The following is a 14142-nucleotide window of genomic DNA, read 5'->3' as shown; positions in this document are numbered from 1 at the left end:
AGGGAGGAGATAATACTAATCGTATATCTCCGACCGATAACGCAGTGAAATTATTTATGTGACGGTCTATATAAGCGAGGCTGCCATGAACAGCAGAGTACTGATTTTTGATTTATGGGGTGACATAGGCCATTTTAAAAAACCATATTCTACAACTTCGCCCTTAAGTTTTGCCTTCCCCCCAAGACCTACCCTGGCAGGGATTATTTCAGCTCTTATCGGCCTTGGAAAACAAGAATATGCAGATTTTTTTAAAATAAAAAATGCAAATATCGGCCTTGGGATAATAAATCCTGTAAAAAAAATGCGGATAAGTCAAAATCTTATTCATACAAAAAAAGCCATACAGTTTTCCAGAATCAGACGCGGAACCAGGGGCGCCAGGACCAGAATTCGGTTTGAATATGTCAAAGATCCAAAATACAGGGTCTATTTTCAGCATAGCGATCAAAACATTTTTAAACAGGTAAAGACACGACTTGAAAACCATGAGTCTGTTTACTCTGTTTCTTTAGGTTTAAGTGAACTGCTGGCAAATTTTGAATATATCGGGGAGTTCGGTTGCGCAGAAAATTCAAGCACAAGCCCTGTAATGATTAACAGCATTATTCCATCTAATAAGATGAATGATTTCACAATAGAGACTGGAAAAAAATATTTTACAGAGAATATGCCGGTTGAAATGGATAAGCAGCGGATTGTAACCTTGTTTGGCTCGTTTATTTATGAACGAAACGGCAATCCGATTCAAGCGATGATAACAACAAAATACTACAAGGCTGAAAATGGCGACACCTTCCTGTTTATTTAAATTGGAGTCCCGCCCGGGGCAACTCCTTATAGATCATCTTGAAAATACAGCGCAACTTTGTTCGGAAATTCGAAATAAGAGAATCAATTTCAAAGACGCTGATATTGATGTTCTTGGGGATGTTGCATGGTTGATAGGTTTTACTCATGATTTTGGCAAGGCAACTTGTTTTTTCCAAGAGTATCTTAAAGAAAAAGATGAAGACAAAAAACGTTCTTTAAGAAATAAGAAAAAAACCCACCATGGTTTACTCTCGTCTCTTTTTACATATCGTATAGTCAAAGATTTTATTTACAGTAAAAAATTGTCGGAACATCCGATTTACGGTTATTTACCCATAATTTCATATTTAATTGTCAAAAGGCATCATGGCAATCCTCTAAATCTTAAGGATGAGATTATTGACATTGAGCCGGCAAATAACCCTGAAGCGTTTCATGTTATTAAGGAACAGCTTGAAAGTATTGATGCTGATGAGTTTAACCGAATTTTAAAAAAATCCCCAAATACAGCATTGAGTCTAAAAGAGTTCAAATCGCATGTTGATATATTGATCACGGATAACATTTGCAGAGCTGAAAAAAAACAATGGCGAAAATACTGCAAAAATAGTTCCCTGGATATTTATTTTCTGTTTCAGTTTTTTTATTCCGCTCTTCTTGCAGCAGATAAAAATGATGCGGCAGGGCTTAATATACCAAATGGTCATATCTTGCTTTCATCAAATATGGTTGACAGATATATAGAAAAAAAATTTGCAAACAAAGAGAACGATAACCTGATAAACCCTATAAGAAAAGAAATATATGAAACAGTTTGTAACTCTGTATCTTCAATCAATTGCAAGGATAGAATATTATCAATTAACGTGCCTACCGGCACAGGCAAAACTATAACAGGGTTCTCGTTTGCTTTAAAATTGAGAGAAAAGATACTGGCCGAAAAAAAATTTGCGCCGAAAATAATTTATTGTCTCCCTTTTTTAAGTATAATCGAACAGAATTTTGATGTTTTTGAAAATATTTTTATTGTTAACGGCAAAAAGCCTGATAACAGGACAATGCTCAAGCATCATCACCTTGCTGAAATCTCATACAGGTTACATGGCAGCGAAGAGGAATTCCCAACAAATATAAGCCGGTTATTAATTGAGACCTGGGAATCTGAAATAGTTATCACAACATTCATGCAACTGTTTCATACCTTGATATCCAATAAAAACAGAATGCTTAAAAAATTTAACGCGATAACCAATGCAATAGTTATTTTGGATGAAATCCAAACCATCCCCTATAAATACTGGCATTTAATCAGAAAACTATTTACCGGATTTGCAGAGATATTTAATACCCGGTTTATTTTTATGACCGCAACGCAACCCGTTATTTTTAGAAATTTCGAAATCAGGGAACTCGTTCCCCGTGAGAAAAAAAAAGAATACCTTTCCTTTTTTGATAGAATTAAATTCCATAACCGTTCAGATGAAGAATTGGATGTTCCTGCATTTATTCAAATAGTAAAAAAAGATATTGAGAAATATCCTGAAGACGATTTTTTGATCGTGCTTAATACGATTAACTCATCAATAGAAGTTTTCAACGCCCTGAAAAAATTCATGGGGCAAATCGAAAATGAAGGAGTAAAATTATATTACCTTTCGACCAATATCATTCCCATGCACAGGCTTGAGAGGATAGAAGGGAAAGAAGGAATCAAACAAAAAAAATGCAGAAAGATTATTGTATCCACTCAACTGGTGGAGGCTGGTGTGGATATTGATGTGGACAGAGTTTATAGAGACTTTGCGCCCTTTGATTCTCTTAATCAGGTTGCCGGGCGATGTAATCGAAATTTTTCCAAACAACGTAAAAAAGGGGATGTGACTGTTTTTTCATTGTCTAATAAAAAAAAGTATTACCAGTATGTTTACGGAGAAAGAGATCTTTCTATTATAAAGACCAAAGAAACCATAAAAGATGTAGTAGAAATTACAGAAAAACAATTTTTAGAGCTGGGTGACGATTATTTCAAAAGATTAGCTGAGGATAAGGCCGATGATCTTTCTATACAACTTATAGAACAACTGGAAAAATTGAACTTTGCCAATTTGGATGAGTTTAAACTGATTGAAGCAGCTTATCCTGCATGTGACCTTTTTATCGAAATCGATGATAAAGCATCTGTTGTATGGCAAAAATACATATCAATATTTAATGAGGCTGACTTACTTAAAAGAAAGGATTTAATGGACAGCATTAAAGCAGATCTGTATAAATACATTATATCTGTTCCCGCTAAGGGCAGCTATTGTAGTGGATTCGGAAAAAAATCCGAAATTGTTTATATAAATAAAAATCAGGTTGAAAGCGTCTATAATAAAGATACCGGTTTTATCAGAAAAGACCCGGTACAGTGTGTGTTTTGAGATATTAAACATTTATTAAAAAATGCTGAAACAACCCGAAATTGAACCTCTGTCAGATAATCTGATAACCGCGAGCTGGATGCTTGCATATCTGTATTGGCCGAGGTTTGTCTGCTTTGAATATATAATGGATATATCGGAAAAACAGGAAACAAAACACCATGGATTTCAAAGCAGTATTGTCATTACTGTTAAAAAAATTTGACGAAAATAATGTAAATTATGCGCTGATGGGCGGATTTGCTCTTGGTTTGTGTGGAGTTGGAAGAACAACTGTTGATATTGATTTTCTAGTCAGCCGGGACGATGTTAAACAGATTGAAAAAATTATGACGGAAGCCGGGTACGAGTGCAGATACCGTAGTGAAAATGTTTCTCAATATATTTCTCCATTAGCGGTCTTTGGGGAAGTCGACTTTCTCCATGCTTTCAGAAAGACAAGTCTTGAAATGCTGAAAAGAGCTCAAGAAAAGGGAATTTTTAATAATTCCTTGAAAATAAGAGTGCTGATGCCGGAAGATCTTGTGGGATTAAAGCTGCAGGCCATCAAGAATGATCCGAAAAGATTTCAGAAAGATATGACGGACATCGAATCTTTGCTGAATATTTATGGGCGGGAACTTGACCGGTCTTTGCTAAAACAATATTTTTATCTTTTTGATATGCAGGATTTGTATAAAAAATTGATTGAGGAAAAAAACGGATGAATATTTCCGACAAATCCCGGCAGGAACTATTTAAGCTGTCCCAGTCAGATATTTTCAAAAAAGATATAAATACAGTTAACAGGCAAAAACATAATCCTTTTTTAAAAAACGGCAGGGTTGATATTGACGCATATATCGAATTTGTCACCTTGTACAATGAATTTATCAACCACAAACCAAAGCCTTTTGCCCCTATGATAAACAAATTTATGAAACTATAACCCCCGGATATGACTTGACAATATCATAAAATTTATAAAAATTATATTTTAGCAAAATTAAGCGGGACAGCAAATTTTTCCGCATCGTAAATTTTTAAAAAATAATGAGTTTAAATAATTTGGGAAAATGATAAAATAGGATAAACAGATATGGTAATAGATTGCAAGAGAACTACAAGAGAACTAAAGGAGGCGTATCATGAATGTCATAAATGTAGCAGCAAAAGAACTTCAGATGAGCCCGGATATGCTTATAACGGAGGGTGTAAAGACTTATTTACGACAAAGGCTTTCAAAGGTTGAATCTGATATTTTTATTCTTGCTAAAAAATATGGGGTACAAGATGTTTTTGAAATGGACTCCAAAGTAAAAAATGGGTTTATTAGTGAAAAAAATTCATATGAAGATTATTTCGCGCTGGATAACCTTGAAGCAGATAGAGATAAACTAAAAAAATTTTTAAGGGAAATTTGATGGCAACTATCGATGATTTGAGAAGAATAGCTGAAGTAGAATTTTCTGATATTGTTAAAGAAGTTTTCCCAATATCCTATAAAATAAGAATTATTCTGATTGATAATAGCTTTATAGACGCAAATCTTTCAAAAAAGTTACCAGACAGGTTCGGTTATCACTGGGAATGCAAAGATATATCAGACGCTATTTTCAGATACGACAATTTTCCTGACAAAAACTGGGAAAAAATATCTACCTATCCGTTTCACTTTCACAACGGCTCACAAGAAAATGTTGAAGTCACACCTTTTCCTTTAGAGGTTATTGATGGGTTTAGAGCCTTCATGGAATTTGCAAGAAACAAATTAACAGAAAATAAATAAATTTTAAATCAAAGCCTATTTTTCATTTTAACTTTGAAGTTCCTGATTATTAGAAACCGACAAACTATGTTAGCGCGGGTTTAAGTCGCCGAAAAGTAACGGGAAATAATGAATTCATCATACTGTGTAAATGAATCAAGCAGCCAGGCAATGCCGGCGAAATCCGGATGCTCTTTAACCGCCAGCCAGATGATTGAATATATGTATTGCCCCCGCTTCACATACTTTGAATATGTGATGGATATTCCACAAAATGAGGGGCAAAGATTTAAAGTTGAAAAAGGCAGAAATATTCATGAAAAAGTGAGAAAAACGAATTCCGAGTATTTGCGAAAAAAAATTGGGGTAAAAGATAAAAAGTCAGATGTTTACCTTGCATCTCCTTTGGGAATAAGAGGTATCGTGGATGAAGTGCTGTTTATGAATGATGATACGGCAGCTCCTCTTGATTACAAGTTTGCAGAATATAAGGAAAAAATGTTTAAAACTTATCGGTTTCAGCTTGTCTTTTATGCGCGGCTTATAAAAGATAACTTTCATATTCCGGTAAAAAAAGGATTTATAGTTTATACCCGAAGCAAAAACAAGCTCGTGGAGGTTGATATAAAAGATAAAGATTTTATCGAGCTTGAAAAAATTATTAATAATATGGCGAACATTATTAATAATTGCAGATACCCCAAACCGACATCTGTAAAAAGGCGCTGTCCCGATTGCTGCTATAAAAATATTTGCGAAAGCACTATTTAGCAGTGTTCTGCCCGGCCTTATGATATATTTAAAAAGTAATATTGCCGGTATGTTGCTGCCTGGTGACATACACAATATTTAACAATATCTTTGCATGAAAACCATGAATAAAAAAATTAACATGGGATTTTCTCAGCAAACTTTTGCTTTTGAGCAATCCCATGAGCAGAATTCAACAAAAGAAGTTCTTGCCTTTATTGATTCAACGATTGCCGACAACGGTCAAGTTACGTTTGAGCAGGTGGCAAGCCATTTTTCCATGCAATCTGACAGGTGGACAAAACCGCTTATCCGGAATTTGATAAACGACCTGTTTAACGATGATAAAATCCATTTTATCATTGATGGAAAGAAAATTCTGTCTAAAAAGATAAAATCCCTCCTTTCTGAGCATGATCAATCGAAATCAAAATTTATGCAGACGAGAGAGACCCTTTCTATTGTAAAAATTCATCTCTCTGAACCTGCTCAATGGAAATGTATCGAAATTATAAAACCTGAAGTAGTTGAAGAATCTGTTCTGCTAAAAGCACAATATCTGGGCAAAAAACTATTCAAAGATATCGGCCCGGCGAGCCAGAACAGCATGTGCCGAAACCTTCGCAGACATTTACGCATATGGAGAAGCGATCTGGAAGAGTTTCAAAAGGTTGCCGGAACAGGGGGCTATCCCGGGACAAATGAAATCCGGAAGGGACTGGATCTTTTAAATAAGCTTTTGAGTGTCTATGATCCGTATCAATTTATAGAAACTTTTCTCAATAATGAAGACCGGTTTTGCGATGCATATTCTCATTTTGTTATGTTGGAAAATTTTTATGAAAACCAGATTCATATATGGGATGCGTTGATTAAGGCTGTTGATATTTTTAAACTCAACCGGATGCTTCTTGAAAAAGATCCTTATGTGAAAAAAGCGCTTGAAACACTATGTAAAATATTGAAAAATCCGAAACCTTACAGTATGATTAAAAAAATAAGGAGCCTCATATCTATTGTAAAAGCCGCTAATGATCTTATCGTTGAGGAGCAAATAGCTTCTGCAAAAGCTTTGGCCGTTGAAAGGATAGAAAAAAAGATTGATAAGGTCGTTAAAGTTTTGGATGAAAAAAATGCAAATAATGATACCAGGAATAAAGCACTTTTCCCGTTGCAAACTAGCAAGAAAAAAATAAATATGGCTTCAAACTTCCAAACTATTACCGATTATCTGGAAGACGCAATAGATCAATTCTATAATGTCATGGAGATGCTTAACTGATGGAAAAACTTACCGCTCACGGTTTAAAATTCACCGGATGCGTGGGTTTTCCGGAATGTGAAGTTATTTGTGAGCAAGACCTAAGTAATAAAATGGAACAGAAAGATGAAATATTGCGGCTATCCTACACCGACTCCGGTAAAAAAGCACTGCCCAGATTGTTGCTACAAAAATATTTGTAAAAATAGAATTTAGGTTTCTTTGCTAAATAATTACAACCTGTTAATTTTACTCCAGTACGGCATTAAATCACTTTTTCGGTATGATAATTATTAATAAATTAAAAATATCGTTCTTTGATAATCTGCTTAACATGTTGGAATTCAAATATATTTTTGTTATTCCGGCCCAAAGAGCCGCTTCCACCACAACAAGGATTGAAACTCTAATTCAAATTGACTTTTCCCCAAATCCGCATATCCCAAAGAGCCGCTTCCACCACAACAAGGATTGAAACATCGACACGATTGCAACATTGATCCCTTCATTGATTCCCAAAGAGCCGCTTCCACCACAACAAGGATTGAAACCAGAAGAAGGCTATCTGAAGCAAGTAGAGGGAATACCCCAAAGAGCCGCTTCCACCACAACAAGGATTGAAACAAGAAGGAGGGGGAAAATGGAAAACGAAGTGATTGAACCCAAAGAGCCGCTTCCACCACAACAAGGATTGAAACTTAAATAAATCCCGAATCTGTGGGTGCGCTGCTTTACCCAAAGAGCCGCTTCCACCACAACAAGGATTGAAACATGCTTTAATACTGTCAACTATGGTACCGCCAAAACCCAAAGAGCCGCTTCCACCACAACAAGGATTGAAACCGTTCTTAATTTTGCAACAGCGGATAAAACATGGCCCAAAGAGCCGCTTCCACCACAACAAGGATTGAAACAGGAAAGAATATAGGGAAGTCTTTACCGGCAAAGGGCCCAAAGAGCCGCTTCCACCACAACAAGGATTGAAACATACTGCTGATATAGCAGCTTATGGATGCACAAGTGTTAAGTTGCACATTATTCTGGCATTAATTTCCTAATTAAATTGACCAGACTTAAATTTTTTCATTTTATTTGAGATAAATTTTGTTACATTTTTTACTGTTTTTAAAACTTTTTAAAAGACACACCCCCCCCCTTCCAAGGGGTAGAGGGGAAAGAGTCATAGATTTTGGAATTTTCACACTAATTGATATATTTAGGTTCAATTAAGTTTACATAATAATGTACTTTGCGACAAAAACGAACGGCATGCCAAAATATATTAAGCTTTTTTTTTCTTTCTTTCATCAAAGAATTCGGGATTGAATTACTCAAAATGATGAGCCAAATAAAATGAAAAATTTTTAAACTGGTCAAATTAATTTGAAAATTTTCCCCTTTTTCTGTTCAATTTATCGTGAAACTTAACAACAGGTAATGAAGCGCGGCGAAAGCTCACCGTTGGTCAGCCGGGTGACAAATACGAACAGGAAGCAAACGAGGTAGCACGAGCGATTATTCAGAAGGAGCAGCAAGTTGCGCAAAAACATTCAGATGGAGAACTCGTGCGTCGGCAGGTCGAGGAAGAAGTTCAGATGAAGCCTGAATACTCTACGGTACAGCGGCAGGTTGAAGCAGAGGAAAAGGAAGAAGGTTCATCGCGGATTAGTGTAAAAACCAAGTTCTGCAAACACCTGCAATCGAAAATTATTAAAATTTCTGTATCCGAATGCTCTACGGATTATATTTCTTATAGCATTATTTTGCCCTTCAACATAGCCATTGCTTACTCTCTCGATAAAATAATTGAGAATCTCGTCCCACCAATTCTTTAATGTGCCAACAAATTTAATCAGGTATCTATTACCAGTTGCCAAGCATTTTTGTTTTCAGCTATATAAAAATTGCTCTGCTTTTTCTTTGTTATTTATTTTTTTAAAAATAGTTCGGAACTCTTCTTTAAGTAAATATATTTGACGAAGTTCCCGACAATTATCTAATATTTTACAAAGATGGCTTTCTTCTTTAGGTGACAAATCGGATCGGTTCTTTACAAGAAGCCAACGGCTGCCTTTTAATGCCTCTTTCATGTCGGTATCTTTATTTTGAAGTCTTCTACAAACTTGATTCATACGTTCGTTTAATTGTTTCATTACATGAAATCGATCGACAACTACCATTGAACGAGGCAATTTTTTTTTAACGGCTTGTGCGTATGGCCTCCACATATCTATTGATACGTAACGTATAGACTTTTTTTCGATTACTTGATAAGCAAGATTCATAAACATGTCGTTCAAAAGCATGGGTCTGCCTCCGATAGGCATCAATAAAAGACAGCTCCTCAGTGAATACTTTATTACACTGATCACATTTAAAACGGCGGGATATAAAATGAAGAAAGGTTTTCTTCCCCCAAATGTCTAAATGGCGTACACATCGCTTTTCTTCAGCATGTATATTTTCGCAGATTGCCCCACATTTTGGGCAAATAGCAACATCATTTTGATGGATACAGTATAGATGCAATACCTCATAAGTATCTTCACGGCGAACCATGTACATAGTTACAATCAATGCTGAAATACCAAGTAACTCTGTTAATACGGTATCGTTAGCTTTTTTAAATTCTGCTTTACAAATACGTTTCACTGATCGAGCAGCATCCTTAATAAATAAAATTGGCAAAAGTAACATCTGGGAATTACTCCTTATTAGGGTTTTTCCCATTGTTAACTATTACAAATAATTGACTTGGTTTACTTTTTTTTTAAATTTTTTCATATATTTTTCGACATCCTTCATTAAAGGCCAAAAGTAGTTTACACTTTTTAATGTAAAATTGCACTTCTCGTTCCCACGCTGGAGCATGGGAACCAGGCAAGAACCAGCATCTAAAAAGTGTAAACTAAATTTGAAGGATGTCTATTTTTTCACACTATTCCGCGATGAACCATTTTTTTAGCGGCAATTCAGTGTTGCAAGACCTGCAATACATAAAGGTTTTTTGTCATGACCTGCGGAAAACAAGTCTTTCTCCACATTTTACACAATTAATCCGGTATGTTGTCATATCTCTCCGTTGTTAGAATTCTATACTGCCAGGTGTTCTTGGAAAGGGGATTACGTCGCGTATGTTCTTAACGCCTGTCAGCAGCATCAATGTTCGTTCAAATCCGAGTCCGAATCCGCTGTGGGGTACTGTTCCGTATTTTCTGGAGTCGATATACCACCAATAATCTCCAGGGAACTGACCCAGTTCATCCATACGTTCTACAAGAACCTCAGATCTATCTTCTCTCTGGCTGCCGCCTATTATTTCTCCTATGCCCGGCACCAGAACGTCCATGGCCGCGACTGTAAGGTCGTCATCATTCAGCCGCATGTAAAAAGGTTTAATCTCTTTCGGGTAATTGTAAATAATAACCGGTTTTTTAAAATGTTGTTCAGTAAGATAACGTTCATGTTCGGACTGGAGGTCTTTCCCGAATTTCACTTCATATTCAAATTTTTTACCGGATTTTCTCAGGATATCAACGGCGTCGCTGTACGGAAGCCTCAAAAAGGCGCCGGCTCTTATATTCTCAAGGGTTGTCATAAGTTTTTTATCTACAAACTTCGCAAAGAGTTGAATATCCTCGGCACAATTATCGAGTATGTGTGTAATAAGAAAGTTTATCATTTCTTCAGCCAGATCCATATCGTCTTCAAGATCGCAGAATGCCATTTCCGGTTCTACCATCCAGAATTCAGCAGCGTGTCTGCTGGTGTTTGAATTTTCGGCCCTGAAGGTTGGGCCGAAAGTGTAAACATCACCCAGCGCCAGGGCAAACATCTCGGCCGATAGTTGACCGGAGACCGTCAGGTTGGTCTCCTGGCCGAAAAAATCTTCAACATAACCTTTTTTAATCTTTTGATCCGGTTTTAAAGTTGTTACGCGGAACATCTCGCCGGCTCCTTCGCAGTCGGATCCGGTTATGATGGGAGTATGAATATATTTAAAGCCCTTATCCCTGAAAAATTTGTGAATTGCATATGAGAGCTCGGATCTTATGCGGAATATAGCTCCGTACTTGTTTGTTCTGGGACGCAGATGTGCAATTGTTCTTAAAAATTCGTCGGTATGCCGCTTTTTCTGCAAAGGGTAGGATTCCGGAGCAAGACTGATTATCTCGATGCTTTGGGCCTGTATCTCCATGTCCTGGCCCTTACCCTGAGATTTTACAAGTTTGCCTCTTATACCGACGGCTGAACCGATTGTCAGTTTTGTAATCTCCGTATAATTATCTAAAGTACTGTCGGCTATAACCTGGATATTTTTCAGGCAGGAGCCATCATTAATCTCAAGAAATGAAAAGGTTTTTGAATCCCGCCTGGTCCTTAACCAGCCTTTAACCAGAACATTGTCAAGTTGAGATGATCCCTTTAAGAGTTCGCATATTTTCTTGCGTTTCATTTTATTCCTTTGGAAAGTTTTATAATCTGCTCCCTTATATCTTCTGCAGAAGTGCTGTCCGGCATCTGTTGGCCTAATTGCACTGAAACCTTATACGGAATCCTTGCAGGCCAGTCGGATAAAGGTTTTCCTTTATAATAACTGAAGATACTTCCCCAGGTGCCTCCAATATATACAGGTACAACAGGCAGTCCGGTGCCTGTAATTATTCGCTCGCACCCTTTTTTAAATCTGCCTATTTTTCCGGTAAGAGAAACCGTTCCTTCAGCGAAAACACAAACCATACCTTCAGCTTCTATAATTTCCCTTGCCCGGCGTAAAGCATTTTTTATCTGCCCGGGGGTATCTTTTTCCGAAACAGGAACCATCTGCATAAGCCGGAAAAACCAGTTTAACCAGCGAATATTGTAAATTCTTCGTTCAATGAGAAATCTTATTCTGCGCTGCCCGGTCGCCATCAGGATAAAAGGCTCCACCCAGGATGCAATATTGCTTACAAGCAAGACCCCTCCTGCCGTAGGTATGTTTTCAATCCCCTCAATCTTGATTCTATAAAAGATTTTTGTGATGATCAGCATGATAAACCGGACAAAAAAATCGGGCAGCACAATCATGGTGGCAACAGCCAGGATAAAAGTCATAACTCCAAGGAGCATGAAGGCTTGACCAGAAGAGAAGCCCAGTATTTCCTGAAATATTTTGATCATCAGGGTTGCGCCGAGAATCCCCACAAAGTTCAAGAAATTGGACGCCGCCAGCACGGCTCCGCGTCTGTGTCCCGGGGTTTTCCACTGTATAAAGGCATTAAGGGGAAGCAGAAAAAGACCGGCGCTTGTTCCGAGCATAATTATAAAAAAAATGGCCCAGGCAAAAAAATCGGCAGCACTATGGAGCAGTATAAGCGATGCTGATAAACCAAAAGCGCCTATGGGAACAATGCCGAATTCAATATTACGTCCTGACAGCAGACCGGCCAGGATTGCCCCGGTCCCCACGCCGATTGCCGCCACAAGATAAAGATATCCTGCAATATTGCTCTTTTCCGGAGCAAGGTGCATCAGGTCGATGCCGTAAGGGATCAGGTTCATCTGGGCATAGGCCGCCACAAGCCAGAAATAAGATGCAGTCAATACCGACAGAAGCAGATAGCGGTCTTCGGCAACATATTTTACAGTCTTCCATATTCCGACAAAAAATAACGGGTTTATTTTTTCCTTGCCCCCTCCAGGCGATGTTTTATAAATTCTTCGGCTTACAAAAATACCCCCCGTGCTTATAAGGATGCAAGTCGTTCCGCAGATAAGAAATCCATACTCGCCGCCTGCCAGCACGGATGCCATTAAGGTTCCGATGATAATCGACAAAAAAGTGGCCGATACTATATGGCTGTTTGCTTTTGATAGCCGTTCGGCCGGAACCAGTTCAGGAATAATGCCATATTTGGCAGGCCCGAAAAAAGCGCTCTGGGTACACATGAGAAAGAGCACAACATAAAGGCCGTAAGAGGTTTTAAGATAAAAACAAAGTAATCCCGAAGACATAAGGATCAGCTCGATTATTTTTAACCTTGCGATTATAATCTGCTTGCTGATCCTGTCTGCAAGCACGCCGGCTGCATCGGAAAACAAAAGAAAGGGCAGCACAAATATAGCGCCTGTATTGGCCATTACACTGTCGGGATTAATTCCGGGGTTAATGGCTATAAGAAAAAAAACCATCGACAGCTTGTAAAGGTTGTCATTCAAAGCCCCAAAAAATTGGGTGGCATTGAGCCATTTGAAGGTTGCCTGTCTATTATTTTCAGTCATAAAAAATTCTTTTTTTATATATTTCCGGTTCCCATTTTCGGCTTATAGCGGATTAGTGTGAAAAAGATTTATCGCTGTCTTTCAGACTACACGCTTCAAAACTAATATTTTTGTCAAATCAGATATAAATTTGGTAAGTTATCAATGCACTGACCCCATGCCAATACAACAATGTTTTGAAGATTATAGATTGTCATATAATTACACGATTTTAAAATTTGGCACAAGGCCAGAGAAAGGAAGGCGTATTATAATACTTCGACGACCGATAACGCAGTGAAATTATTTATGTGAAAATCTATATGCCGGTTCAACTGCAGTTCGGATAGCATGGGCAATCGCTATGGCAAAAAAGGCATTGGCCTGCAGGCAAATTGTAAACTTTTTTTCAATTGAGGCGACAACTACCTTAACACATAGGGCAGGTGCAGAACCTCTTTCATCGGCCCTGGGCTATCAGGCCTGCCTGAAAGGGAATACCGTACTTTTTATCTCCTCAATCGAAACCATCAATAACCTTTATTCCGCCCAGCAGGTCGGCCGCTTAAAACAGGAGTTAAAAAAATATCTCAAACCGGCTCTCTTGATACTGGATGAATTGGGCTACCTGCCCATTGACAAAATCGGCGCTGACCTGCTCTTCCAGGTTATAAGCCAGCGCTATGAACAAGGTGCCATTATTATAACCACCAATCGCGTTTTTAAAGATTGGCCGCAAATATTTAACAACGACAACATGCTTACTTCTGCCCTGCTGGACCGGCTGCTGCACCACATCGAAGCAGCAGTGGTGGTGGAAGGAAAAGTTACAGGATGAAGGATGTGGTAAAAGAATAAACGCTTGCGGTTCTCCGGGGAAAAAGCCGGTGAACCGCATTTTTTTC

Annotated in this window: 13 protein-coding genes, 1 pseudogene and 1 CRISPR repeat array; of the genes and pseudogenes, 10 read left to right on the top strand and 4 right to left on the bottom strand. The window is 37.9% G+C overall.

What is annotated here, in order from left to right; translation table 11 throughout:
• Nucleotides 1-85 precede the first annotated feature (85 nt).
• The 9 genes from cas5b to BuS5_RS07835 all read left to right on the top strand — a co-directional run bounded on the left by cas5b (nucleotide 86) and on the right by BuS5_RS07835 (nucleotide 7197).
• The gene (cas5b, locus tag BuS5_RS07875; RefSeq protein WP_027353822.1) at nucleotides 86-811 is read left to right on the top strand and encodes a type I-B CRISPR-associated protein Cas5b; all 726 of its coding nucleotides are present in this window, start codon (nucleotides 86-88) and stop codon (nucleotides 809-811) included.
• The gene (locus tag BuS5_RS07870) at nucleotides 786-3236 is read left to right on the top strand and encodes a CRISPR-associated helicase/endonuclease Cas3 (RefSeq protein WP_027353823.1); all 2451 of its coding nucleotides are present in this window, start codon (nucleotides 786-788) and stop codon (nucleotides 3234-3236) included. The genes cas5b and BuS5_RS07870 overlap by 26 nt, the downstream gene beginning before the upstream one ends.
• A gap of 131 nt (nucleotides 3237-3367) precedes the next feature.
• A complete protein-coding gene (locus BuS5_RS07865; protein ID WP_255342812.1) occupies nucleotides 3368-3943 on the top strand; it encodes a nucleotidyl transferase AbiEii/AbiGii toxin family protein in 576 nt (191 codons plus the stop codon).
• The gene (locus tag BuS5_RS07860; RefSeq protein ID WP_027353826.1) at nucleotides 3940-4164 is read left to right on the top strand and encodes a hypothetical protein; all 225 of its coding nucleotides are present in this window, start codon (nucleotides 3940-3942) and stop codon (nucleotides 4162-4164) included. Before BuS5_RS07865 ends, BuS5_RS07860 begins: the two co-directional genes overlap by 4 nt.
• 199 nt (nucleotides 4165-4363) lie before the next feature.
• Entirely contained in the window at nucleotides 4364-4639 is a 276-nt protein-coding gene (locus tag BuS5_RS07855; protein WP_027353827.1) for a hypothetical protein, read from the top strand.
• A complete protein-coding gene (locus tag BuS5_RS07850) occupies nucleotides 4639-5004 on the top strand; it encodes a toxin-antitoxin system TumE family protein (RefSeq protein ID WP_027353828.1) in 366 nt (121 codons plus the stop codon). The genes BuS5_RS07855 and BuS5_RS07850 overlap by 1 nt, the downstream gene beginning before the upstream one ends.
• 108 nt (nucleotides 5005-5112) lie before the next feature.
• Nucleotides 5113-5754, top strand: coding sequence for a CRISPR-associated protein Cas4 (gene cas4, locus BuS5_RS07845; RefSeq protein ID WP_232223042.1), 642 nt, complete (start codon nucleotides 5113-5115; stop codon nucleotides 5752-5754).
• Between the two features lie 103 nt (nucleotides 5755-5857).
• Nucleotides 5858-7015 (top strand): hypothetical protein, encoded by a 1158-nt coding sequence (locus BuS5_RS07840; RefSeq protein WP_157487379.1) that lies wholly within the window; start codon nucleotides 5858-5860, stop codon nucleotides 7013-7015.
• Nucleotides 7015-7197 carry a hypothetical protein gene (locus BuS5_RS07835; RefSeq protein ID WP_027353831.1) on the top strand — a complete coding sequence of 61 codons (183 nt, stop codon included), beginning with the start codon at nucleotides 7015-7017 and terminating at the stop codon, nucleotides 7195-7197. The genes BuS5_RS07840 and BuS5_RS07835 overlap by 1 nt, the downstream gene beginning before the upstream one ends.
• 165 nt (nucleotides 7198-7362) lie before the next feature.
• Nucleotides 7363-7981: a CRISPR direct-repeat array (repeat unit 37 nt; unit sequence CCCAAAGAGCCGCTTCCACCACAACAAGGATTGAAAC).
• 668 nt (nucleotides 7982-8649) lie between these two features.
• On the opposite strand, the pseudogene BuS5_RS07830 reads toward BuS5_RS07835, so the two are convergent.
• The 4 genes and pseudogenes from BuS5_RS07830 to BuS5_RS07815 all read right to left on the bottom strand — a co-directional run bounded on the left by BuS5_RS07830 (nucleotide 8650) and on the right by BuS5_RS07815 (nucleotide 13258).
• Nucleotides 8650-9279 (bottom strand): annotated as a pseudogene (locus BuS5_RS07830) (ISL3 family transposase).
• Nucleotides 9194-9691: a transposase family protein gene (locus tag BuS5_RS07825; RefSeq protein WP_274428138.1), complete on the bottom strand. Its 498-nt coding sequence runs from the start codon at nucleotides 9689-9691 to the stop codon at nucleotides 9194-9196. Before BuS5_RS07825 ends, BuS5_RS07830 begins: the two are co-directional and overlap by 86 nt.
• A gap of 388 nt (nucleotides 9692-10079) precedes the next feature.
• Nucleotides 10080-11450: an asparagine--tRNA ligase gene (asnS, locus tag BuS5_RS07820; RefSeq protein ID WP_027355026.1), complete on the bottom strand. Its 1371-nt coding sequence runs from the start codon at nucleotides 11448-11450 to the stop codon at nucleotides 10080-10082.
• Nucleotides 11447-13258, bottom strand: a complete 1812-nt coding sequence (locus BuS5_RS07815) for an MFS transporter (RefSeq protein ID WP_051375189.1) — start codon at nucleotides 13256-13258, stop codon at nucleotides 11447-11449. Before BuS5_RS07815 ends, asnS begins: the two co-directional genes overlap by 4 nt.
• 343 nt (nucleotides 13259-13601) lie before the next feature.
• On the opposite strand from BuS5_RS07815, the gene BuS5_RS07810 reads away from it, so the two are divergent.
• Entirely contained in the window at nucleotides 13602-14075 is a 474-nt protein-coding gene (locus tag BuS5_RS07810; protein ID WP_232223122.1) for an ATP-binding protein, read from the top strand.
• Nucleotides 14076-14142 lie beyond the last annotated feature (67 nt).

The organism is Desulfosarcina sp. BuS5 (genome assembly GCF_028752835.1).
In the GTDB taxonomy this organism is placed as follows: Bacteria; Desulfobacterota; Desulfobacteria; order Desulfobacterales; family BuS5; genus BuS5.
Note: the sequence above shows the minus strand (reverse complement) of the source record. Positions and strands in the feature narration are given on the sequence as shown.

Coding starts and splice junctions, on each gene's coding strand:
- cas5b (WP_027353822.1), top strand. CDS start 86: ATGAACAGCAGAGTACTGATTTTTGATTTATGGGGTGACATAGGCCAT.
- BuS5_RS07870 (WP_027353823.1), top strand. CDS start 786: ATGGCGACACCTTCCTGTTTATTTAAATTGGAGTCCCGCCCGGGGCAA.
- BuS5_RS07860 (WP_027353826.1), top strand. CDS start 3,940: ATGAATATTTCCGACAAATCCCGGCAGGAACTATTTAAGCTGTCCCAG.
- BuS5_RS07855 (WP_027353827.1), top strand. CDS start 4,364: ATGAATGTCATAAATGTAGCAGCAAAAGAACTTCAGATGAGCCCGGAT.
- BuS5_RS07850 (WP_027353828.1), top strand. CDS start 4,639: ATGGCAACTATCGATGATTTGAGAAGAATAGCTGAAGTAGAATTTTCT.
- cas4 (WP_232223042.1), top strand. CDS start 5,113: ATGAATTCATCATACTGTGTAAATGAATCAAGCAGCCAGGCAATGCCG.
- BuS5_RS07840 (WP_157487379.1), top strand. CDS start 5,858: ATGAATAAAAAAATTAACATGGGATTTTCTCAGCAAACTTTTGCTTTT.
- BuS5_RS07835 (WP_027353831.1), top strand. CDS start 7,015: ATGGAAAAACTTACCGCTCACGGTTTAAAATTCACCGGATGCGTGGGT.
- BuS5_RS07825 (WP_274428138.1), bottom strand. CDS start 9,691: ATGTTACTTTTGCCAATTTTATTTATTAAGGATGCTGCTCGATCAGTG.
- asnS (WP_027355026.1), bottom strand. CDS start 11,450: ATGAAACGCAAGAAAATATGCGAACTCTTAAAGGGATCATCTCAACTT.
- BuS5_RS07815 (WP_051375189.1), bottom strand. CDS start 13,258: ATGACTGAAAATAATAGACAGGCAACCTTCAAATGGCTCAATGCCACC.
- BuS5_RS07810 (WP_232223122.1), top strand. CDS start 13,602: ATGGCAAAAAAGGCATTGGCCTGCAGGCAAATTGTAAACTTTTTTTCA.